The organism is Inquilinus sp. 2KB_23, from assembly GCF_052115705.1.
Taxonomy (GTDB): Bacteria; Pseudomonadota; Alphaproteobacteria; order DSM-16000; family Inquilinaceae; genus Inquilinus; species Inquilinus ginsengisoli_A.
In genome coordinates this window covers 67639-89021 of sequence record NZ_JBFRHF010000005.1, presented here as the reverse complement: position 1 = coordinate 89021, position 21383 = coordinate 67639, and the positions used below count along the sequence as shown (strand labels likewise).

Sequence of the window (21383 nt, the reverse complement as noted above, 5' to 3'; positions counted from 1 at the left end):
CTATGTTCGGGGTCAGGGGACGGCCGGAGCGGACGGGCGGCAGCAGAATCCGGAGCGACGTCGCCCCCCTCACTCGTCATGCCACGGCTTGACCGTGGCATCCAGGGGCGGCGAGAGCGCTCTTCGTGGCCCCTGGATTGCCCGGTCAAGCCGGGCAATGACATGGAAAGCCAGGTTCAGGCCGGCGACGGCACAAGGACAGCTCCGCCGCAGCCTACAACCCCCGCCGCGGCGCCAGGCGCAGCCGGGCCATGGCCGGGGCCGGCATCGGGGCGGTGCGGGCGGGCCGCATCCGAGTGGCCGGGACCGGCCGGGCCGGCAGGTCGCGGCCACGCTTCCAGGGCTGGCCGTTGAACCAGGCGGCGCCGCGGGCCCAGGCCCACAGCAGGCCGATGCCGCCGAGATTGACCGCGAGATGCGGCAGGATCCCGGTGCCGGCCTGGTCGAACACGATGCCGCCGACGAAGGACAGGGCCATGCCGAGCAGGAACACCGACAGCGAATGCCGCCCCATCAGCGCCACCGGCTCGGCCCGCCGCGGCGTGATCAGGTCCGGCGCGGCGCGCAGCAGCGACACCACGAGATAGGCCAGGGCGAAGAAGTGCAGCAGGCGCAGCGGGCCGACATCGGTCTTCCGCGCCATCGGCTCCAGGATGTCGCGCATGCCGGCGAACAGGCCGCCGTCCAGCCGCACCAGCGACAGCGCCAACACGGCGCAGAACACCATGTAGACCAGCGCCGCGGTGATGCGCGCCCGCGTCGCCTGCGGCACCTCGAACCAGCCGGCGCCGTAGCCGTAGCCGGCGACGAACAGCACCTGCCAGGCGAATGGGTTGAAGAACCAGCCGCGGCCCTCGGTGGTGTCGGCCACCAGGTTCCAGCGCTCGACCACCGCGCCGACATAGAGCAGGGCCGAGGCCAGCACCACCAGCACCGGCGAGATCCGCGCCAGCAGCACCATCACCGGCACCGCCGTCAGCAGCAGGATGTAGAGCGGCAGGATGTCGAAATAATGCGGCACGTAGTGCAGCGACAGCAGGGCGACCAGTGACCCGCCCGGATCCTGGAAGAACCGGTCGAGGCCGAGCTGAGAGACGTAGTTCGGCGTGACGAAGATGCGGTCGGCGGTGACGATGATGCCGCAGATCAGGATGAACAGGCCGATATGGGCGCGGTAGAGTTGCCACACGCGCAGGGCCACCCGGCCCAGCCCGGCCAGGAATCCGGCCCGGCCGAAGCTGCGGCCGAAGGCCACGGCCGAGGACAGGCCGGCGAGGAAGATGAAGATCTCCGCCGCATCGCTCAATCCATACATCCGCGGCGTGAAATATCCGACGATATTTCCCGGCGTATGGTTGATGAAGATGATGATCAGCGCGAGACCACGGAAGAAATCGATCCGAACGTCCCGCACCGGCTTCTGTGCGGTCATTTCACCACTCCGGCCTGCATCGCGCGACATGACGATGCATTGAGGGAACGCTTCATCGCAGGCGAGGTTCCCTGGGAAATGAATGCCGCAAATCCCCGGAAAATTCGTCATTTCCCGGGGGAATGGATTCGTTGCTCCCGGGGACAGCGAATTCGTGGAACACTCCCGCCTGGAGGGTTGGATCGACCGTGTTTCGTCTCTGCATCGCCATCCTGCTGCTGACGGCCTCGGTCGTCCGGATCCCCGCCGCCCAGGCCCAGGGCGTCGCGCCGGCCGAAACCGTCATGTTCAAGAGCCTGTCCGGCGAGGTCATCACCGGACGCCTGTTCCTGCCCCAGGGCGCCGGCCCCTTCCCGGCCGTGGTCGGGCTGCACGGGTCGGGCGGCTACGCCCCGGCGCATGACCGCTGGGCGACCCGGCTGACCGCCAGCGGCTACGCCATGTTCCTGGTCGACAGCTACACCCCGCGCGGCTACCGCGAGATCATCTCGGTCGGGCTGTCGACCGTCCCGGTCGAGCTGCGGGTCAAGGACGCGGTCGGGGCGCTGGAATATCTGCAGACCCGCAAGGAAATCAATCCGAAGGAGATCGCCGTTCTCGGCTGGTCTCAAGGTGCGACCACCGCCGTCGCCGCCACCGCGACGATGCGCCAGTCCCTGATCGCCAAGACCGCCCCGCATTTCGCCGCGGCGATCGCGCTGTACCCGCGCTGCGACCAGTACATGACCAACACCCAGCCGGTCGGCGACACGCCGCTCTTGGTGCTGATGGGGTCGGCCGACACGGTGACGCCGGCCGCCGCCTGCGGCACGCTGTTCGGCGCCTGGCTGTCGAAGGGTGCTGCGGTCAGCCTGATCGTCTATCCCGGCCAGCAGCACAATTTCGACTTCACCGCCCCGACCACGGCGCTGCTGGACCGCACCACGCCGATCGCCGATCCGCCGGCCCTGAGCCCGAGCTGGACCCCGGTCGACGACGCCGAGCGGCGGACGCTGGGCTTCCTCGACCGGCGACTGGGACTTGATTCCGTCGCCGCTTCGGGGAAATCTCCCGTTTACGTAAACGGAAATCCCAACCAAAACGGAAGCCAAGGAATCGTCCGATGACCGCCTATGCCGCGCCGCTGGCCGACATGCGCTTCGTGCTGCGGCACCTGGTCGGGCTGGACCGCATCGCCGCCCTGCCCGGCAAGGGGGAGACCACGGCGGAGCTGGTCGAGGCGGTGCTGGACGAGGCCGGGCGGCTGGCCGGCGAGGTCATCGCGCCCCTGAACGCCGGCGGCGACCGCGCCGGCGCCACGCTGGAGAACGGGGTGGTGCGCACCGCCCCCGGCTTCCGCGACGCCTATGCCCGGTACCGCGACGGCGGCTGGAACGCCCTGCCCTTCGAAGCGGAATGGGGCGGGCAGGAGCTGCCCTGGGCGGTGGCGATGGCGGTGTCGGAGATGTGGCAGTCGGCCAGCATGGCCTTCGGCCTGTGCCCGGTCCTGAACCAGGGCGCGGTCGAGGCGCTGCAGGCCCATGGTTCGGACGAGCAGAAGAAGACCTACCTGCCCAAGCTGGTCTCCGGCGTGTGGACCGGCACCATGAACCTGACTGAGCCGCAGGCCGGCTCCGACGTCGGCGCGGTGCGGACCCGCGCGGAGAAGCAGGCGGACGGCACCTGGCGCATCACCGGCCAGAAGATCTTCATCACCTATGGCGACCACGACATGGCCGAGAACATCGTCCATCTCGTGCTGGCCCGCACCCCGCAGGCGCCGGCCGGGATCAAGGGCATCAGCCTGTTCCTGGTGCCGAAGCTGCTGCCCGATGCCGACGGCAACCCCGGCGCCCGCAACGATTTGCGCTGCGTCAGCCTCGAGCACAAGCTGGGCATCCATGCCAGCCCGACCTGCGTCATGGCCTATGGCGACGGCGGCGGCGCCACCGGCTTCCTGATCGGGCAGGAGAACCGCGGCATCGAATACATGTTCACGATGATGAACAACGCCCGGCTGACCGTCGGGCTGCAGGGCGTGGCGATCGCCGAGCGCGCCACCCAGGCCGCCGAGGCCTATGCCGCCACCCGGGTCCAGGGCAAGCCGATCGGGCTCGATGCTCCGGCCCCCATCGCCGCCCACCCCGATGTCCGCCGCATGCTGCTGTCGATGCGCAGCCAGACCGAGGCGATGCGGGCCCTGGCCTATGCCGCCGGCGCCGCGCTGGACCTCGCCCGCGGCCATCCCGACCCGATCGAGCGAGCGAAGGCGCAGGCGCGGGTCGACCTGCTGACCCCGGTCGTGAAGGGCTGGTGCACCGACACCGGCTGCGAGGTCGCCTCGACCGGAATCCAGGTCCATGGCGGCATGGGCTATATCGAGGAGACCGGCGCCGCCCAGCACCTGCGCGACGCCCGGATCACGCCGATCTACGAGGGCACCAACGGCATCCAGGCCAACGACCTGGTGTTCCGCAAGGTGGCGCGCGACGGCGGCGTCGCCGCCCGGGTGCTGTTCGACGAGATGGCGCGGACCCAGGCCGAGCTGGCCGGCGCCCACCACTCCGCGGCGGCGGCGATCCGCGACCGGCTGATCGAAAGCCTGGCGGCGCTGATGGCGGCGACCGATTGGGTCGTCGAGACCGCGCCGGAGGATCCGGCGGCGGTGGCGGCCAGCGCGGTCCATTACCTCCGCATGTTCGGGCTGGTGGCCGGCGGCTGGCTGATGGCGCGGGCGGCGCTGACGGTGATGCACGACGCCAACGGGAGCAAGGAGGGGGATCCGGCCTTCCGCGCCGCCAAGCTGACCCATGCCCGTTTCTTCGCCGAACAATACCTGCCCCAGGCCGCCGGCCTGCTGCTGCCGATCACCGAAGGCTGGCGCAGCGTGACCGGGGCGGAGGAGGATTGACGGCCCTCAGGCCTTGATCCCCAGCCGCTTCACCTCTTCGGCGGTATCGCGCCACTCCTGGGCGTAGTCGACATCCTGGTAGTTCTCGAACCACGGGCCGCCGCGGGTGTAGTGCACCGCCTGCGGCGTGCCCTGCGCCGGCTTGGGGTACCAGCCCTCAAGCCAGTTCCAGCCGGTGTCGAGCGAGCCGATCTGGTCGTCGGACAGCCACTGGAAGCGGTGCAGGAAGGCGCCGGTCTCGCGGTTCACCACCTCCGGCGTCAGGGTCTTGTTCGAGGGGTGGCCGCAGTTGAACAGCATCAGGCTGGACCAGTTCTTGCGGGGATAGGCGGCCTGGGCCTTGCCGTCCATCTTCACCGCTTCCTTCGGCTGGTAGTCGTGCTGCACCACCATCACCGCATAGCGGTCGTCGGCCTGGGCGAACAGGTCGGCGATGTCGCCGAACCACAGGAAGTCGCAGTCGCAGAACACCGCCCAGCCCTCGAACCCGGCCAGGGCCGGCACCAGGAAGCGGCTGAAGGTGAATTCGGTGGAGCCCAGCGTGTCGACCGGCCGGGTGTAGATGCCCCGGGCCCGCAGCTCCGGCAGCTTCAGCGGCGTCACCTCGACCGGCTTGGACGCGTGCTGCAGCACCGAATAGCGGCAGACCTGCCAGGCGATGTCCTCGCGCGAATCGTATCCGACATAGAGGCGCAGAGGTTCGCTCATTCCCACACTCCCACTTTGCGACCGGCTCGCAATCCGCGCCTTCCCTAGCACGGGTCCGGACCGCAGTCTAACGCTCACCCTTGCGATAGGGCACCATCAAGGCCTTGGGCACCGCGGCGCGGCGCGACATCGCGATCAGCGCCAGGATGCTGAGGAGATAGGGCAGCATCAGGAAGACCTGGTACGGCACCACCCCGCCGGCCAGCTGCTGCAGCCGCACCTGGAAGGCGTCGAAGGCGCCGAACAGCACGGCGCCGAGCAGCGCCTTGCCCGGCCGCCAGGAGGCGAACACCACCAGCGCGATGCAAACCCAGCCGCGCCCGGCCACCATCTCGAAGAAGAAGGCGTTGAAGGCCGACATGGTCAGGAAGGCGCCGCCCACCGCCATCAGCGCCGACCCGGCCATGACCGCGCCGAGGCGGACCGCGACCACGTCGACCCCCTGGGATTCGGCCGCCGCCGGGTTCTCGCCCACCGCCCGCAGCGCCAGGCCCAACGGCGTGCGGTACAGCACCCAGGCGGTGGCGGCGACGGCGGCCAGCGCGAGATAAGTCAGCGGCGTCTGCTGGAACAGGACCGGCCCGATCCAGGGCAGGTCGGACAGGAAGGGCACCGCGACCGGCTGGAACGGCTCGATCCGCGGCGGGGTCGAGGCATTCGGCAGCACCATGCGGTAGGTGAAATAGGACAGGCTGCTGGCCAAGAGGGTGACACCGATGCCGGTGACGTGCTGCGACAGGCCGAGCGGCACGGTCAGCAGCGCGTGCAACAGGCCGAAGGCAGCGCCCACCCCGGCCGCGAAGATCACCCCGGTCCACAGGTCGCCGCCCTGGTACACCCACATCCAGCCGGCCATGGCCCCGGCGGTGAAGATGCCCTCGATGCCGAGGTTCAGCACCCCGGCGCGCTCGCAGATCAGCTCGCCCAGCGTGCCGAAGATCAGCGGCGTGGCGATGCGCAGCGCCGCGGCCCAGAAGCTGGCGGCCAGCAGGATGTCGAGCACAGCACTCATCGCCAGCGCACCCGGTAGCGCAGGATGGTGCTGGACAGCAGCACGGTCAGCAGCGAGGTGGCGACGATCAGGTTGGCGATGTAGCTGGAGACGCCGATCGCCCGGCTCATGCTGTCGGCGCCGACGAACACCGCGGCCACGAACAGCGCTGCCAGCAACACGCCCAGCGCATGCAGCTGCGCCAGCATGGCGACGACGATGCCGGCATAGCCGTAGCCGGGCGACAGGTCGAGGGTCAGGTAGCCCTTCAGCCCCGCCACCTCCCCCACCCCGGCCAGGCCGGCCAGGGCGCCGGAGATCAGCCCGACGCGCAGCATCACCCGGCCGACCGGCATGCCGGCAAAGCGCGCCGCGGCCGGGTTGGCGCCGGTGGCGCGCATCTCGAAGCCCCAGACGGTGCGCGTGGTCATCAGCCAGACCAGCACGGCCGCGGCGACGGCGATCACCAGCCCGGCATGGATGCGGGTGCGCGGGATCAGCTTGGGCAGGGCGGCGGCGTCGAGCAGCGGCGCCGATTGCGGCCAGCCCATGCCCATCGGGTCCTTCATCGGGCCTTCCAGCATCATCGACACGAACAGCAGCACCACGAAGTTCAGCAGCAGCGTGGTCACCACCTCGTCGACGCCGAACCGGGTCTTGAGCAGGGTCGGCCCCAGCATCCACAGGCCGCCCGCCACCGCGCCCGCGGCCAGCACCAGCGGCAGCAGCGCCCAGCCGGGCAGGTCGAGCGCGCCGGAGCCCAGCGCCGCCGCCGCCAGCGCGCCGAGATAGAGCTGGCCCTCGGCACCGATGTTCCACAGCTTGGCGCGGAAGGCGACGGTGGCGGCCAGGCCGGTCAGGATCAGCGGCGTGGCCCGCGACAGGGTCTCGGCCACGGCGAAGCGCGAGCCGAACGCCCCTTCGGCCATCACCCGGTAGGCGTCGAGCACCGGCGCCCCGGCCCAGAGCAGCGGGATGGCGCAGAGCAGCAGCGCCAGGATTGCGGCGCCGACCGAGACGCCAAGCACCAGCAAGGATGAGGCCCGCTCGCGCGGCTCAAGACGCATGAGCGAACTCCGGCTCCTGCCCGGCCATCATCAGGCCGAGCGCGCGGATGGTGAGGCCCTCGGCCGGACAGGGCGGGGTCAGGCGGCCGCGATACAGCACGGCGACACGGTCGGACAGGGCGAAGATCTCGTCGAGATCCTCAGAGATCAGCAGCACCCCGGCGCCGCGGTCGCGGGCCGCCAGCAGCCGGGCGTGGATCTCGGCCACCGCGCCGACATCGAGGCCGCGGGTCGGCTGACAGGCCAGCACCAACCCGGGCGACCGGTCCAGCACCCGGCCGAGGATCAGCTTCTGGATGTTGCCGCCGGACAGCAACCGCGTCCGCGCCTCCGGCCCCTGGCACTTCACGCCGTAGGACCCGATCAGCCAGCGGGCGCGGGCGCGCAGCGCGCCGCGGCGCAGCAGGCCCCAGCGCTGGGAATCGGGCCGGCGGTAATCCTCCAGCGCGAAATTCTCCCACACCGCCATGTCGCCGACCACGCCATCATGGTGGCGGTCCTCCGGGATGCGGCCGACGCCGGCCGCGACCATGGCGGCGGAGACGCCGACCGGGGCCGCGCCGCCGAACAGCACGATGCGGCCCGATTCGGGCATCGCCAGGCCGGAGACCAACCCGGCCAGCGCCGCCTGGCCATTGCCCGAGACCCCGGCGATGCCCAGCACCTCGCCGCCGCGCAGTTGCAGCGAGACATCCTCGAGCCGCAGCCGGCCGTCGGGTCCGCGCAGGCGGATGCCGTCCAGCGCCAGCACGGGGCTTCCAGGCGCCGCCGGCCGCTTCTGGGTCACCGGCACCGGGCGGCCGACCATGGCCTCGGCCAGGGCGGCGCGGTCGACGCCGGCGGTCGCGATCTCCGCCACCACCCGGCCGCCGCGCAGCACCACCACCCGCCGGCTGATCGCCAGCACCTCGGCCAGCTTGTGCGAGATGAAGACGATGGCGAGGCCCTGTTCCGCCAGCCGGCGCAGTGTGGCGAACAGCCCTTCGGCCTCCTGCGGCGTCAGCACCGCGGTCGGTTCATCCAGGATCAGGATGCGGGCGTCGCGGTACAGCGCCTTCAGGATCTCGACCCGCTGGCGCTCGCCGACCGACAGCGACGCGACGGAGGCATCGAGCGGCACGGCCAGGCCGGAGCTTTCGATCAGCGCCGCCAGCTTCGCCCGCGCACTCGCGCGGCGCTGGGCCGGGCGCCACAGCGATTCCGACCCCAGCACGATGTTGTCGAAGACGCTGAGATTGTCGGCCAGGGTGAAGTGCTGGTGCACCATGCCGATGCCGGCGGCCAGCGCCGCCTGGGGCGAGCCCGGGCGCAGCGGGACCAGGCCGCCGCCCGGCCCCGCCACCTCGACCGTTCCCGCATCGGCGACGTAATGGCCGAACAGGATGTTCATCAGCGTGGTCTTGCCGGCGCCGTTCTCGCCGAGCAGCGCCAGCACCTCGCCCCGGGCGAGGTCGAGATCGATGCCGTCATTGGCGACCAGCGCGCCGAAGCGCCGGGTGATGCCGCGCAGGCGCAGGGCCGGCGCGGCCTGCGCGGCCTCCGGGGTGATCATCACAGCGTCGGCTTCGGCTCGCTGTCGTCGACCTTGACCGTGAAGGCGCCGCTTTCGATCTCCTTCTGCCGGGCCAGGACCTTGTCGATGATGGCCTGGTCGACCAGCTTGGGATCCAGCGCGGCGAGTGAGGCGCCGCCGGCCTTCATGCTGCTGTAGGGGCCGTAATCCTCGGCCTTCCAGCTGCCGCCGGCCACCGCCTTGAGGGCGCGGTCGATGGTCGGCTCCATCTGCCACAGCGCGCTGGCCACCACGGTGCCGGGGTATTCGGCCTGGGTGTCGATGACGTTGCCGATGGCCAGCACCTTGCGCTCCTTCGCCGCGTCGGAGACGCCGTAGCGTTCGGCGTAAAGCACGTCGGCGCCGGCATCGACCATGGCGAAGGCCGCCTCCTTGGCCTTGGGCGGGTCGTACCAGGAGCCGATGAAGGTGATCGAGAACTTCGCCTGCGGGTTGACCGCCAGCACGCCGTCCATGAAGGCGTGCATCAGGCGGTTGACCTCGGGGATCGGGTAGCCGCCGACCATGCCGATCCTGTTCGACTTGGTCTTCAGCCCGGCGACCATGCCGGTGAGGTACGAGGCGTCCTGGATGTAGTTGTCGAACACCGAGAAGTTCGGTTCGGCCGGCGGCAGGCTGGAGCCCATCAGGAAGGCGGTGTCGGGATAGTCCTTGGCCACGGCGCGGGCCCCGCGCTCGACCCCGAAGGCCTCGCCGATGATCAGCTTCTTGCCGCCCTCGGCGTATTCGCGCATCACGCGCTCATAGTCGGTGTTCGACACGTTCTCGGAATAGACGTAGTCGATCTCGCCGCGGTCCTGGGCCGCCTTCAGCGCCTTGTGCAGCCGGCTGACCCATTGCTGTTCCACCGGCACGGTGTAGACCGCCGCCACCGCCAGCTTGTCCGCCGCCCAGGCCTGCGGCAGCGTCGCGGCGCCCAGCGCCAACGCGGCCACGCCCAGCACGGCGCGGCGTCCGATTCGTCCCAGCATCGATGCCCCCTGTTTCTTGTCGTTCTGACCAACCGGTCAAGTGTGCAGAAACCGGCGGGCGGTGCAACAGGCCGCCGGGACCACCGTCACATCCGTGCGGGCTGTCTCGTCTCTGTCTCTGAACGGGCACGGACGCGGTGTGCGGCCCCGGCCCGTCCTGGAGAGACGACATGACCTCGAATTCCAAGCGAGTCCTCGCCACCGCGGCCCTGGCCGGAATGCTGGCGCTGGGCTTCGCCGGCGGCCAGGCTTGGACGGCTGTCGCCGCGGCGGCGCGTGGCGAGACCGTTACCCCGCTGACGGCGCAGAAGCTGGCCAACATCCCGGGCAAGACGCTGACGGCGCTGACCGTCGACTACGCGCCGGGTGGCGCCTCGCCGGCGCATCACCACGCCGCCTCGGCCACGGTGTTCGCCTATGTCGTGTCCGGCGCCATCCGGTCCCAGGTCAATGGCGGCCCGACCGAGGTGTTCCAGGCCGGCCAGTTCTGGATCGAGCCGCCCGGCTCGGCCCATGGCGTCAGCGAGAACGCCAGCACCACGGAGCCGGCGAAGCTGGTGGCCATCGCGGTCGGCGACGACGGCGCGACGCTGACCACCTTCGACAAATAGACCGGAAAGAGCGGCCGGCCGGGCGACGGGCCGGCCGTTCCCCGGCCTGTGCTACAGCTTACGGGCGTTGCCCTTCAGGATCTTGCCGAGGATGGCCGGGTCGCCCTGCGGCTTCAGGGTCACGGTGTTGCCGGCGATCGAGAGTGCAACGCAGTCCCCGTCCTTGCGCGTTTCCCCGGTTTCGACCACGCAGAACATTCCATCCTCCCGAATCGACCAGTGGATGGATTTCGGCCGGCCTGCGGCGTCGCCGCCATCCGTGGTGAACCGGCCGGTCCCGTCCGCCAGGATGTAGAGGGCGACCTTGTCGCCGGGATCGCCGGGCGTGACGAAGACGAGCGTGTTGCCGATCAGGGCCTTGACCGCCGCCTTGCTGGCGACGGCCGCCTCATTCCCCGTCGTCTGCCCCAGCGCCGCGCCGAAGATCGCCGGCTGCAACAGCACGGCCGCGACCAGCATCCGCAGTCTCAACGGCATCTCCGTCCCCTCCCCCATGTCCGATCCGCCGACCCTTCAGCCCCGCAGCCCGATCACCTCGCGGCCGATCAGCATGCGGCGGACCTCGGAGGTGCCGGCGCCGATCTCGTACAGCTTGGCGTCGCGCAGCAGCCGCCCGGTGGCGAATTCGTTGATGTAGCCATTGCCGCCGAGGGCCTGGATCGCCTGCAGCGCCATCCAGGTCGCCTTCTCCGCGGCGTAGAGGATGGCGCCGGCCGAATCCTGGCGGGTGACCCGGCCGCGGTCGCAGGCCTGGCCGACGGCGTAGACGTAGGCGCGGCTGGCGTTGAGCGCGACATACATGTCGGCCACCTTGCCCTGCATCAGCTGGAATTCGCCGATCGCCCGGCCGAACTGCTTGCGGTCGCGGACATAGGGCAGGACGATGTCGAGGCAGGCCTGCATGATGCCGAGCGGGCCGGCGGCCAGCACCGTGCGCTCATAGTCCAGGCCGCTCATCAGCACCCGCACGCCGCCGCCGACCTGGCCCAGCACGTTCTCCTCCGGCACCTCGCAATCCTGGAACACCAGTTCGCAGGTGTTGGAGCCGCGCATGCCGAGCTTGTCGAGCTTCTGGGCGGTGGAGAAGCCCTTGAACCCCTTCTCGACCAGGAAGGCGGTGATGCCGCGCGGCCCGGCCGCCGGGTCGGTCTTGGCGTAGACCACCAGCGTGTCGGCGTCCGGGCCGTTGGTGATCCACATCTTGGTGCCGTTGAGGACGAAGCGGTCGCCCTTCTTCTCGGCCTTCAGCTTCATGCCGACCACGTCGGAACCGGCCCCCGTCTCCGACATCGCCAGGGCGCCGACATGGTCGCCCGAAATCAGCTTCGGCAGATAGCGGCGCTTCTGCTCGTCGCTGCCGTTCAGCTTGATCTGGTTGACGCAGAGGTTGGAGTGGGCGCCGTAGGACAGGCCGACCGAGGCGGAGGCGCGGGAGATCTCCTCCATCGCCACCATGTGCTCGAGATAGCCCATACCGGCGCCGCCATACTCCTCCTCCACGGTCACACCGAGGACGCCGAGGTCGCCCATCTTGCGCCACAGGTCCATCGGGAACTGGTTGTCGCGGTCGATCGCGGCGGCGCGCGGCGCGATCTCGGCGTCGGCGAAGCTGCGGACCGAATCGCGCAGCATGTCGGCGGTCTCGCCGAGCATGAAGTCGAGGCCTTGCGGCGCATTGGGGATCATGGCGGGCGTCGCTCCCAGTCACAGCGTGTTTGGCCGCACTGTAGCAAAGCCCGGGCAACAAATGAAAAGCCCTGCGATGCCGGGACATCGCCCAGCCCCTGAGGCAAAAGAAAAGCCGCGCGATGTGGAAGCATCGCGCGGCCCGTCCCCCGCAACGGGATCGGAGTCCCAGGCGCCCGTGGGCCAGGCGCCTGGGGCCGATCCCCCGATCAGCCGAAGCCGATCAGAGCACGAAGTCGGTCACGACCAGCGCGGTCGCGCCCTTCACCTGGATCTCGAAATCGGCATGGCCGTCGCCATTGATGTCGCCGCTCAGGATCCCGTTCTGGAAGTGCAGCTGACCGGCCACACCCGAGAAGTTCGCCGCGCCGATGAAGTTGAAGGCCTGGTCGCCCACAACCTTGGTGCTGGCGTCGATGAAGTGCAGGTCGATCTTGTCGCCCTGGCCGTGCGTGAAGTCGAGGATCACGTCCCGACCCGCGCCGACCGTGGTCTGGCCGATCGACAGGAACCGGAAGGTGTCGGCGCCCAGGCCGCCGGTCAGGGTATCGGTCCCTGCGCCGCCGTCGAGGATGTCGTTCCCGGCCTTGCCATCGAGGATGTCGTTCCCGGCCAGGCCGGCCAGGCCGTTGGCAAGCTCATTGCCCGTCAGGCTGTTGTTCAGGGCATTGCCGACGCCGTTGTTGCCGCCATGAGCGACGAACAGCAGGTTCTCGACGTTATCGCTCAGCACCCAGTTCTTCGCCACGACCACCGTGTCGAGCCCGCCGTTGGCCAGCTCCTGCGTCCGGTCGCCGTTGTTGTCGGCATAGTAGACGTCGTTGCCGCTGCCGCCGATCATGATGTCCGCGCCGGCACCGCCGACGATGACGTCATTGCCCAGGCCGCCCGTGATGGTGTCGTTGCCGGCATCACCATAGAGCGTGTCGTTGCCCGTGCCGCCATCGAGGCGATCGGACCCGTTGTTGCCATGGATCAGGTCGTTGCCGAGATAGCCGTTCAGGATGTCGGCATTCGCGGTGCCGTTGATGTGGTCGCTCGACCCGGCCACGTCGCCGACGATGTTGGCCAGGCTGTTGGCGCCCAGGCCGACCACGTTCAGCACCGAGCCGAGCAGGCCGGTGACGGCGCTGAGCGGGCCGACATGGCCCAGGCCGCTGACGTCGATGCCGCCCAGCGCGTCCCCGATCGAGGACAGGATGGTGTCGAGCGCCGCTTCGAGGGTGTTGCCGCCGCCGAGCAGGCCGGACAGCAGGTCGTTGATGTGCAGCAGGCTGCCGACGCCGTCCTGACCCAGGAGGCCGCCAACCACGCCTTCGACCGTCGACAGCACGCCGCCGAGGATGCCCTCGACCACGCCGCCCAGGTTGCCCAGGCCGCCGGTGCCGCCGAGGCCGCCCAGCACATTGCCGCCCAGCAGGCCGTCGAGCAGGCCGGTGACCGTGCCGAGCAGGCCGCCCAGCAGGTCGCCGCCGAGCAGGTTGCCGCCGGTGAGGCCGCCGAGCAGACCCTCGACCGTGGTGAGGATGCCGCCGAGCAGGTCGCCGCCGATCGGCAGGTTGCCGAGCAGGTCGTGCAGCGTGTCGGTGATGCCGCCGAGCAGGTCGCCGCCCAACAGGTTGCCGCTGAGCACGCCGCCGAGCAGGCTCTCGACCGTGCCGAGCAGGCCGCCGAGCAGGTTGCCGTCCAGGATCCCGCCGCCGACGCCGCCGAGCAGGTCGCCGCCGAGCAGGCCGCTCAGCAGGTTGCCGACCGTGCCGAGCAGGCCGCCGAGCAGGTCGCCGCCGAGCAGGTCACCACCGAGCAGGCCGCCGACCAGGCCTTCGACCGTCTGCAGCAGGCCACCGAGCAGATCGCCGCCGAGCAGACCCCCGAGCAGGTCGCCGCCGCCGGTCAGGCCACCAAGCAGGCCACTGACCAGGTCGAGCACGCCGCCCAGGAGATCGTTGCTGCCGCCGATGCCGCCGAGCAGGTCGCCGCCGAGGATGCCGCCGAGCAGGCCGCTCACGGTATCCAGCAGGCCGCCGAGCAGATCGCCGCCGAGGAGGCCGTCCAGCAGGCCGCCGCCGAGCAGGTCGCCACCGAGCACGCCGTTCAGTAGGCCGCCGACGGTGTCGAGCACGCCGCCCAGCAGGTCGCCGTCCAGCAGACCACCAAGCAGGTCGCTGCCGCCGAGAATGCCGTCCAGCAGGCCGTGCGCGGTGTCGAGCGCGCCGCCGAGGGCGCCGTCAGCCGCGGCGCCGCCGAGCAGGCCGCCACCGAGCAGGCCGCCGAGCAGGCCGTTGACGGTCTCGAGCACGCCGCCGAGCACGCCGCCCAGCAGGTCGCCGCCGAGAATGTTGTGCAGCAGATCCTCGACCGAGCCGAGCAGGCCGTCGGTCAGCCCGGTGCCGAGGGCCCCGCCGAGCAGGCCGTTGAGCAGGCCGTCGACCAGACCGAACACGCCGCCGAGCAGGCCTTCGCCCTCGCCGCTGCCGAGAACGCCGTCAAGCGCGCCCAGAACGCCCTTCACGGTTCCGATCACGCCGCTGAGAAGATCCTCGCTCAGGAGATCCCCGAGCGCTCCATCGCCACCGAGCAGACCGCCGAGTAGGCCGTCGCTGCCGAGCAGGCCGCCGAGGAGACCGTCGTTGCCAAGCAATCCGCCGAGCAGTCCGCCGTCTCCGAGCAGGCCGTCAAGAAGACCCATCTAATTCCTCCTCCAAGAAACCCTTGCCAAGCTGACAGCCCGGCCGCCGCCCACAGGGCCAGCCAGCCGGCATTCAGGCAAAAAACGATAGGGCTGTCCATAGAAATTCTCGTTTTTTACTTTTCAATGACGAAATAGATAGATGAGTTTGATTCCATATAAGTTCTATCTGCAGGTTGAGTTCTTTATTTTCACACCTGCAGTTATTTTATTAACTTACGAATATAAATTAATTTCCAAATTCCAATCGAAAGCGACCGTTTGATACGCAAAGCCGCTCTGGATCCCGCCAGGGTCGAACCGCACGCGCCGGGGCCATCGCCCCAGCGCCCGAATCCGGAACGTATCAAACACAACCCTGGCGCGCAGCGGCTACGGCCGGCCGACCGAAAGCAATACTGTCCAACGGATCAACAGTCAGTCGTCGCCAGCGCGCGGCGGTCTCTGCTCTTGGCATGGTCTTGCGGCCGGGCAAGTCACGCCCGAAAAGCCATGCTATCGTCTGGTCCGGGGATGGACGCCGAGAGGGCAGTACTATGCGCATCATGGCGAAGGCGGTCATCGCGGCCGGTGTTCACCGTGCCGGCGGGCAAGTACCTGCTGTCGCTCGAGGTCGGCCAGACCGAGGTCGGCCTGCCGGTCGAGGTCGGGTCGGGCGCCACGGTGCAGCCGGAGGTGGTGCTGCAGGCCACGGCTGGTGGCACCCCGGCGGAGAAGGGCCTGAGCTGGAAGATCGTCTCGGCCCAGGCGGACATCCAGGGCAACCGCAAGGAGTTCGGCTACAGCTTCGACGCCGAGGCCAGCTTCATCCTGCCGGCCGGCGGCTACTTGGTCCAGGTCGAGCTCGACGGCCGCAAGGCGGAGCAGCCGGTCGAGGTCGAGGCCGGCAAGCGCGGCGAGGTGACGATCGCCCTGCCCTGAGCAACAGGGCCCGTGTTGGGGGGCCGCATCGCATTGACCTTGCGGGAACGGCTGGACAGAAGCGATGATGGCCCCTTACAACCCTGAGTATTCATGACGGGTTATGCACTGCAATCGTGCAGTCGGCCCAGATCCGATTGATGGAGGCGTGTTGACCATGGAGACCACGGGCATTGGCGAAGCCGAACTGCGCGACGCGCTGAAGAAGCTCGCGGTCGCGAGCGATCTGCGCTTCGGCCAGGTCGTCGGACTGGCGGCGCTGGTGGCGCTGCTGCCGGGCGTCGAGACGGTGAGCGAGGAGAAGGTCAAGCAGCTCGTCGAGCACCTAACCAAGGGCGTGCCCGGCGGTCAGAATCTCACGATCCCGGCGGTCAACATCGCCTCCAACGTGATCAAGGCCGCGCGCGAGACCAAGAACGCCAGCATCGCCGGCACCGTCGGCACCGCCTGAGGCGGATGCGGATCCAGCCCCCATCCCGCGTCCGGCGGGATGGGGCGACGGTTCACAGCAGGATCAGGGCCGCCAGGCCGAGAAAGGCGAAGAAGCCGACCACGTCGGTGACGGTGGTCAGGAACACGGCGCTGGACACCGCCGGATCGATCCCGAAGCGCTGCATCGCCAGCGGGATCACAGTGCCCGAGAACGCCGCCGCCAGCAGGTTGATGATCATGGCCGCGCCGATCACCACCGCCAGGCGCGGATCCCCGAACCACAGCCACACCACCCCGCCGGCAATCCCCGCGAACAGCAGGCCGTTGATCACGCCGACCAGCACCTCCTTCCACAGGATGCGGGCGGCGTTGCTGTCGGTCAGCTCGCGCATCGCCAGCGCCCGCACCGCGACGGTCAGGGTCTGGGTGCCGGCATTGCCGCCCATCGAGGCGACGATCGGCATCAGCACCGCCAGCGCCACCACCCGGCTGATCACGTCCTCGAACAGGCCGATCACGGCCGAGGCCAGCACCGCGGTGAACAGGTTGACGAACAGCCAGGAGAAGCGCGAGCGGGTGGTGGCGGCGACGTCGCGGTAGAGGTCGCTCTGCTCGCCGATGCCGCCCAGCCGAAAGATGTCCTGCTCCGCCTCCTCGTCGATGACGTCGACCACGTCGTCCAGCGTGATGACGCCGAGCAGCTTGCCGTTCTGGTCGACCACCGGCGCCGAGACCATGCCGTAGCGCCGGAACAGCAGCGCCACCTCCTCCTGGTCCGTCTCCGCCTGGATCGGGTGGATGTCCTCCAGCCCGAGTTCGGCCAGCTTGGCCGGGCGGCGGCCGCGCAGGAAGCGCGACAGCGGCAGCTGGCCGCTGGGCTTGCCGTGCACGTCGACCAGGAACAGGCTATAGAACTCGTCCGGCAGCTCCTCGGCCGCGCGCAGCCAATCGATGGTCTTGCCCACGGTCCAGTAGTCCGGCACCGACACCAGCTCGCGCTGCATCAGGCGGCCGGCGGAATATTCCGGGAAGTCGAGCCCTTCGAGCAGGACCCGCCGCTCCTCCGCCGGGATGTTGGCCAGGACCTCGCGCCGCTCGTCCTCATCGAGATTCTCGATCAGGGCGAGGGCGTCGTCCGAATCGAGCTCCTGCACCGCCGCCGCGACGTCGCGCGGCCCGAGCAGGTCGAGCACCTCCTCGCGGACGTCCTCGTTCAGCCAGGTCAGCGCCTCGGCGTCGGTGGTCAGCTGGACCCGGATCAGGCCGACGACGACGCGCCGGTCGTCGGGATGCAGGGCCTCCAGCAGCGCCGCCAGGTCGGCGGAGTGGAGCGGCGCCAGCCGCTCCTCCACCTCGGCGAAGCGCTGGGCGTCCAGCGCCTCCTCGATTGCCTGCACGAAGCCGGGCGGCAGGCCGTACTCCTGGGGTTCGGCCGTGGCCGTGTCGACGTCAGGCCCCGAAGTCACCTCACACCGACAGGGCTTCGAGCGCCAGGTGCGACGCCTGACGGGCATGGGTGTCGATCGGGCACACCGCCCCCGCCAGCTGGGCGTCGACCGTCGCGATCGCGGTGACGTTGACCAGGCCGCGCACCGTGACCGACGGGGTCAGGATGTGCGCCGGCCGGGCGACGCCGAGCAGCAGAGGTCCGATCGAGATCGCCTCGCCCAGCACCTTCAGCATGTTGAAGGCGATGTTGGCGGCGTCGAGCGAGGGCAGCACCAGCAGGTTGGCGGTGCCGGTCAGCTTGCTGTCCGGGAAGATGCGCTGGCGGATCTCCTCCGACAGCGCCGCGTCGGCGTGCATCTCGCCCTCGACCTCGAGGTCCGGCGCCTGCGTGCGAATCAGCGACAGGGCATGGCGCATCTTGACCGGCGACGCGCCGTCCATGGTCCCGAAGTTGGAATGCGACAGCAGCGCCACCTTGGGCACGATGCCCAGGCGCTTGATCTCCTCCGCCGCCAGAAGCGTGGTCTCGGCGATCTGCTCCGGCGTCGGGTCGGGGGTGACGTAGGTGTCGGCCAGGAAGAAGGTGCCGCGCGGCAGCACCAGGGCGCTCATCGCCGCCGGGGCGGTGACGCCGGGGCGCAGGCCGATGACGCTGACGATGTCGCGCAGATGCGGCCGGTACGGGCCGAAGCTGCCGCAGATCATGGCGTCGGCTTCCTGCTTCTGCACCATCAGCGCGGCGATCACCGTGCTGTTGGTGCGCACCACCGTGCGGGCCACGTCGGGCGAGACGCCGCGCCGGGCCAGCAGCTGGTGGTACAGGCGCCAGTATTCGTTGTAGCGGGGATCGTCCTCGGGATCGACCAGCTCGACGTCGCGGTCCAGCTTCAGCCGCAGGCCCAGCTTCTCGATCCGGCGCTCGACCACCCCACGGCGGCCGATCAGGATCGGCTTGGCCAGCTGGTCGTCGAGCACCACCTGGGCGGCGCGCAGCACGCGCTCGTCCTCGCCCTCGGCATAGACGATGCGCTTGGGCTCCTGCTTGGCCAGGTTGAACACCGGGCGCATCACCAGGCCGGAGCGGAAGACGAACTCCTCCAGCTTGCCGACATAGGCGTCGAAATCGGTGATCGGCCGGGTGGCCACGCCGGAATCCATCGCCGCCTTCGCCACCGCCGGCGCGATCTTGATGATCAGCCGCGGGTCGAACGGCTTGGGGATCAGGTATTCCGGGCCGAAGCTGAGCTGCTGGTCGCCATAGGCGGTGGCGACGATGTCCGACCCCTCCTGCATCGCAAGATCGGCGATGGCCTTCACCGCGGCGATCTTCATCGCCTCGTTGATCGCCGTCGCGCCGACGTCGAGCGCGCCGCGGAAGATGAACGGGAAGCACAGCACGTTGTTGACCTGGTTCGGATAGTCCGACCGGCCGGTCGCCATCACCGCATCCGGACGGATGGCCTTGACCTCCTCCGGCATGATCTCCGGCGTCGGGTTGGCCAGCGCCATGATGATCGGGCGGTCGGCCATGCTGGCGACCATCTCGCCGGTCAGCACCCGCGGGGCCGACAGGCCGAGGAAGATGTCGGCGCCGCCGATCACCTCGCCCAGCGTCCGCGCCTCGGTCTTGCGGGCGTAGCGCTGCTTGCGCGGGTCCATCAGCTCGTTGCGGCCGTCCCAGACCACGCCGACGACATCGGAGACCCAGATGTTCTCCAGCGGCAGCCCCATGTCGACCAGCAGGTCGAGGCAGGCCAGCGCCGCGGCGCCGGCGCCGGAGGCCACCAGCTTGACCGATTTCAAATCCTTGCCGACGACGCGCAGCCCGTTGGTGATGGCGGCGGCGACGATGATGGCGGTGCCGTGCTGGTCGTCGTGGAAGACCGGAATGTTCATCCGGGCTCGGGCCTTCGATTCGACCTCGAAGCACTCCGGCGCCTTGATGTCCTCGAGGTTGATGCCGCCGAAGGTCGGCTCCAGCGCCACGATGATGTCGACCAGCTTGTCCGGGTCGGTCTCGTTGACCTCGATGTCGAAGACGTCGATGCCGGCGAACTTCTTGAACAGGACGCCCTTGCCCTCCATCACCGGCTTGGCGGCCAGGGGGCCGATGTTGCCGAGGCCGAGCACCGCGGTGCCGTTGGTGATCACGGCCACCAGGTTGGCGCGGCTGGTCATCTGCGACGCCTGGGCCGGATCGGCCACGATCGCCTCGCAGGCCGCGGCAACGCCGGGCGAATAGGCCAGCGCCAGATCGCGCTGCGTCGCCAGCGGCTTGGTCGGCGTGACCGCGATCTTTCCGGGCGTCGGCAGGCGGTGGTAGTCAAGCGCGGCTTCGCGCAGATCGCTGGACATTCGCGGGATCCGGAAAGCGTTTCGGGTCGACCCGTTATAGGGAGCGTTCCGCCCTGGCGGAAGGGCCGCAACGGGGCGCAGTGGCGCGAAACGCGAAAGGCCCGCCTTTAGGGCGGGCCTTACGATAATGGTGCGGTCGAGAAGACTCGAACTTCCACGGGGGTTAGCCCACAGCGACCTCAACGCTGCGCGTCTACCAATTCCGCCACGACCGCACGGCAGACAGGACCAAGAGGGCCTTGCCTTCCGAGGTGCGGGGGGATTAGCAGATCGGATGCGCCCGATCAAGCAGCCCGATGAGATGATCGCGATTCCGTCGTCAGTCGCTCCCGAAACCGCCCTCCGAGACAGCCCGGACTGGCGATTCGACGACGGGGCCGTGCCCTACCCCGAGGCCCTGGCGGCGATGGAGGCCCGGGTCGCAGCGATTCGCGCCGGCACCGCGCCGGAGCTGGTGTGGCTGCTGGAGCACCCGCCGCTCTACACCGCCGGCACCAGCGCCCATGATGCGGACCTGCTGACCCCCGACCGCTTCCCGGTCTACCGCACCGGCCGCGGCGGCCAATACACCTATCACGGGCCGGGACAGCGGGTCGGTTACGTCATGGTCGACCTGAAGCGGCGCAACCCGGATGTGCGCCGCTACGTCCAGTCGCTGGAGGAGTGGCTGATCCGCGCCCTGGCGCGGTTCCAGGTGAAGGGCGAGCGGCGCGAGGGCCGGGTCGGCATCTGGGTCGAGCGCGACGGTTTCGAGAAGAAGATCGCGGCGATCGGCGTGCGCGTGCGGCAATGGGTGACCTTCCACGGCGTGGCCCTGAACGTCGACCCCGACCTGTCGCATTTCGCCGGCATCGTGCCCTGCGGTCTGGCCCAGTACGGCGTCACCTCGCTGGTCGATCTCGGCCTGCCGGTGACGATGGCCGATGTCGACCTGGCCCTGCGCGAAGCCTGGGACGAGGTGTTCGAGGGGTAGGCCTCAGAAGCCCTGGAGCAGGAAGTCCAGGGCATCGACGATCACCGAGTGCTGATCGGCCAGGGAGGCGACGACATCGCCCAGTTCGCCGATCGGGATAGAGGCCATGTCGGTTGTCACGAGAACGTATTGCTGCCCGTCGACCGACAAGATTGGCTCCAACCGAACCATCGGCTTCGCAGGATAGGAACCGACAGGGACCATCGGGACGATGATCCTCGTCTGAAGGTGGTCGTGAAACTCCGATTGGACGCCCAGTGCCAGCACGTCATCGGCCCCTTTCAGCCGATGCACATCGAATCGCATCAGAAGCGCCGATACTTCGCGAGAATTGTGCCCTCTCGCTTGATCCTTTCGACGTGACTCTTGATCGCCTCCGCGTTCTGTTCTTTCCAAAGCTCGCCTTCGCGGCGGCGCACGGCCTCAACGATGGCGTCCTCAGCGATCCGAGACACGTTCAGCCCATACTCTTTGGCTCGGCGAGTGGCTTCGACCGAGAGGTTGAGATTGGTCGGACGGCGCAACGCCCGATCCAGATTCTGGCGGCTATCGAGCTTGGACATGGATAAATCTATGCGCAAGTTTATGCGCATGGCAAGTGCTACTCGGCCTACCGAACCGAACCAATCCGAAGA

Annotated in this window: 19 protein-coding genes and 1 tRNA gene; 6 read left to right on the top strand and 14 right to left on the bottom strand. The window is 69.2% G+C overall.

Going from position 1 to position 21383, the window contains the following annotated elements:
• Window positions 1–214 precede the first annotated feature (214 nt).
• Complete coding sequence (locus AB4112_RS08210) at window positions 215–1432, bottom strand: OpgC family protein (protein WP_441718470.1); 1218 nt, start codon at window positions 1430–1432, stop codon at window positions 215–217.
• 188 nt (window positions 1433–1620) lie between these two features.
• Between AB4112_RS08210 and AB4112_RS08205 the strand changes: the two genes are divergently transcribed.
• Together AB4112_RS08205 and AB4112_RS08200 are read left to right on the top strand one after the other, a co-directional pair.
• A complete protein-coding gene (locus AB4112_RS08205; RefSeq protein ID WP_441718467.1) occupies window positions 1621–2538 on the top strand; it encodes a dienelactone hydrolase family protein in 918 nt (305 codons plus the stop codon).
• Window positions 2535–4322, top strand: coding sequence for an acyl-CoA dehydrogenase (locus tag AB4112_RS08200; RefSeq protein WP_441718465.1), 1788 nt, complete (start codon window positions 2535–2537; stop codon window positions 4320–4322). The genes AB4112_RS08205 and AB4112_RS08200 overlap by 4 nt, the downstream gene beginning before the upstream one ends.
• Before the next feature lie 6 nt (window positions 4323–4328).
• On the opposite strand, the gene AB4112_RS08195 is transcribed toward AB4112_RS08200, so the two are convergent.
• From AB4112_RS08195 to AB4112_RS08175, 5 genes are all read right to left on the bottom strand, one after another.
• On the bottom strand, window positions 4329–5030 hold the full coding sequence (locus tag AB4112_RS08195) for a hypothetical protein (RefSeq protein ID WP_441718462.1): 702 nt from the start codon (window positions 5028–5030) through the stop codon (window positions 4329–4331).
• Between the two features lie 67 nt (window positions 5031–5097).
• Window positions 5098–6042, bottom strand: a complete 945-nt coding sequence (locus AB4112_RS08190) for an ABC transporter permease (protein WP_441718460.1) — start codon at window positions 6040–6042, stop codon at window positions 5098–5100.
• On the bottom strand, window positions 6039–7088 hold the full coding sequence (locus tag AB4112_RS08185; protein ID WP_441718457.1) for an ABC transporter permease: 1050 nt from the start codon (window positions 7086–7088) through the stop codon (window positions 6039–6041). Before AB4112_RS08185 ends, AB4112_RS08190 begins: the two co-directional genes overlap by 4 nt.
• Window positions 7078–8640 (bottom strand): ABC transporter ATP-binding protein, encoded by a 1563-nt coding sequence (locus AB4112_RS08180; RefSeq protein WP_441718454.1) that lies wholly within the window; start codon window positions 8638–8640, stop codon window positions 7078–7080. Before AB4112_RS08180 ends, AB4112_RS08185 begins: the two co-directional genes overlap by 11 nt.
• Window positions 8640–9632, bottom strand: coding sequence for a BMP family protein (locus tag AB4112_RS08175; protein ID WP_309791458.1), 993 nt, complete (start codon window positions 9630–9632; stop codon window positions 8640–8642). Before AB4112_RS08175 ends, AB4112_RS08180 begins: the two co-directional genes overlap by 1 nt.
• Before the next feature lie 170 nt (window positions 9633–9802).
• Between AB4112_RS08175 and AB4112_RS08170 the strand changes: the two genes are divergently transcribed.
• A complete protein-coding gene (locus tag AB4112_RS08170) occupies window positions 9803–10243 on the top strand; it encodes a cupin domain-containing protein (RefSeq protein WP_441718451.1) in 441 nt (146 codons plus the stop codon).
• Between the two features lie 51 nt (window positions 10244–10294).
• On the opposite strand, the gene AB4112_RS08165 is transcribed toward AB4112_RS08170, so the two are convergent.
• From AB4112_RS08165 to AB4112_RS08155, 3 genes are all read right to left on the bottom strand, one after another.
• Window positions 10295–10720, bottom strand: coding sequence for a hypothetical protein (locus tag AB4112_RS08165; RefSeq protein ID WP_441718449.1), 426 nt, complete (start codon window positions 10718–10720; stop codon window positions 10295–10297).
• A gap of 36 nt (window positions 10721–10756) precedes the next feature.
• On the bottom strand, window positions 10757–11929 hold the full coding sequence (locus AB4112_RS08160) for an isovaleryl-CoA dehydrogenase (RefSeq protein ID WP_441718446.1): 1173 nt from the start codon (window positions 11927–11929) through the stop codon (window positions 10757–10759).
• 223 nt (window positions 11930–12152) lie between these two features.
• Window positions 12153–14618, bottom strand: coding sequence for a calcium-binding protein (locus AB4112_RS08155; RefSeq protein WP_441718443.1), 2466 nt, complete (start codon window positions 14616–14618; stop codon window positions 12153–12155).
• Between the two features lie 570 nt (window positions 14619–15188).
• Here AB4112_RS08155 and AB4112_RS08150 point away from each other — a divergent pair.
• Both AB4112_RS08150 and AB4112_RS08145 read left to right on the top strand, forming a co-directional pair.
• On the top strand, window positions 15189–15539 hold the full coding sequence (locus AB4112_RS08150; RefSeq protein ID WP_441718440.1) for a hypothetical protein: 351 nt from the start codon (window positions 15189–15191) through the stop codon (window positions 15537–15539).
• A gap of 151 nt (window positions 15540–15690) precedes the next feature.
• The gene (locus AB4112_RS08145) at window positions 15691–15990 is read left to right on the top strand and encodes a hypothetical protein (RefSeq protein ID WP_441718437.1); all 300 of its coding nucleotides are present in this window, start codon (window positions 15691–15693) and stop codon (window positions 15988–15990) included.
• 52 nt (window positions 15991–16042) lie between these two features.
• Here the strand turns inward: AB4112_RS08145 and mgtE are convergent, their stop codons facing one another.
• From mgtE to AB4112_RS08130, 3 genes are all read right to left on the bottom strand, one after another.
• The gene (mgtE, locus tag AB4112_RS08140) at window positions 16043–17437 is read right to left on the bottom strand and encodes a magnesium transporter (protein ID WP_309791445.1); all 1395 of its coding nucleotides are present in this window, start codon (window positions 17435–17437) and stop codon (window positions 16043–16045) included.
• Between the two features lies 1 nt (window position 17438).
• Window positions 17439–19775, bottom strand: coding sequence for an NADP-dependent malic enzyme (locus AB4112_RS08135; protein WP_441718434.1), 2337 nt, complete (start codon window positions 19773–19775; stop codon window positions 17439–17441).
• 128 nt (window positions 19776–19903) lie between these two features.
• Window positions 19904–19990, bottom strand: a tRNA-Leu gene (locus tag AB4112_RS08130).
• Between the two features lie 86 nt (window positions 19991–20076).
• Here AB4112_RS08130 and lipB point away from each other — a divergent pair.
• The gene (lipB, locus tag AB4112_RS08125) at window positions 20077–20748 is read left to right on the top strand and encodes a lipoyl(octanoyl) transferase LipB (protein WP_309792232.1); all 672 of its coding nucleotides are present in this window, start codon (window positions 20077–20079) and stop codon (window positions 20746–20748) included.
• A gap of 3 nt (window positions 20749–20751) precedes the next feature.
• Here lipB and AB4112_RS08120 read toward each other — a convergent pair whose 3' ends face one another.
• Window positions 20752–21054, bottom strand: a complete 303-nt coding sequence (locus AB4112_RS08120) for a CcdB family protein (RefSeq protein ID WP_309791442.1) — start codon at window positions 21052–21054, stop codon at window positions 20752–20754.
• Window positions 21054–21311, bottom strand: a complete 258-nt coding sequence (locus AB4112_RS08115) for a type II toxin-antitoxin system CcdA family antitoxin (protein ID WP_309791440.1) — start codon at window positions 21309–21311, stop codon at window positions 21054–21056. Before AB4112_RS08115 ends, AB4112_RS08120 begins: the two co-directional genes overlap by 1 nt.
• Window positions 21312–21383 lie beyond the last annotated feature (72 nt).

Coding starts and splice junctions, on each gene's coding strand:
- AB4112_RS08210 (WP_441718470.1), bottom strand. CDS start 1,432: ATGACCGCACAGAAGCCGGTGCGGGACGTTCGGATCGATTTCTTCCGT.
- AB4112_RS08200 (WP_441718465.1), top strand. CDS start 2,535: ATGACCGCCTATGCCGCGCCGCTGGCCGACATGCGCTTCGTGCTGCGG.
- AB4112_RS08195 (WP_441718462.1), bottom strand. CDS start 5,030: ATGAGCGAACCTCTGCGCCTCTATGTCGGATACGATTCGCGCGAGGAC.
- AB4112_RS08190 (WP_441718460.1), bottom strand. CDS start 6,042: ATGAGTGCTGTGCTCGACATCCTGCTGGCCGCCAGCTTCTGGGCCGCG.
- AB4112_RS08185 (WP_441718457.1), bottom strand. CDS start 7,088: ATGCGTCTTGAGCCGCGCGAGCGGGCCTCATCCTTGCTGGTGCTTGGC.
- AB4112_RS08180 (WP_441718454.1), bottom strand. CDS start 8,640: ATGATCACCCCGGAGGCCGCGCAGGCCGCGCCGGCCCTGCGCCTGCGC.
- AB4112_RS08175 (WP_309791458.1), bottom strand. CDS start 9,632: ATGCTGGGACGAATCGGACGCCGCGCCGTGCTGGGCGTGGCCGCGTTG.
- AB4112_RS08170 (WP_441718451.1), top strand. CDS start 9,803: ATGACCTCGAATTCCAAGCGAGTCCTCGCCACCGCGGCCCTGGCCGGA.
- AB4112_RS08165 (WP_441718449.1), bottom strand. CDS start 10,720: ATGCCGTTGAGACTGCGGATGCTGGTCGCGGCCGTGCTGTTGCAGCCG.
- AB4112_RS08160 (WP_441718446.1), bottom strand. CDS start 11,929: ATGATCCCCAATGCGCCGCAAGGCCTCGACTTCATGCTCGGCGAGACC.
- AB4112_RS08155 (WP_441718443.1), bottom strand. CDS start 14,618: ATGGGTCTTCTTGACGGCCTGCTCGGAGACGGCGGACTGCTCGGCGGA.
- AB4112_RS08135 (WP_441718434.1), bottom strand. CDS start 19,775: ATGTCCAGCGATCTGCGCGAAGCCGCGCTTGACTACCACCGCCTGCCG.
- lipB (WP_309792232.1), top strand. CDS start 20,077: ATGATCGCGATTCCGTCGTCAGTCGCTCCCGAAACCGCCCTCCGAGAC.
- AB4112_RS08120 (WP_309791442.1), bottom strand. CDS start 21,054: ATGCGATTCGATGTGCATCGGCTGAAAGGGGCCGATGACGTGCTGGCA.
- AB4112_RS08115 (WP_309791440.1), bottom strand. CDS start 21,311: ATGTCCAAGCTCGATAGCCGCCAGAATCTGGATCGGGCGTTGCGCCGT.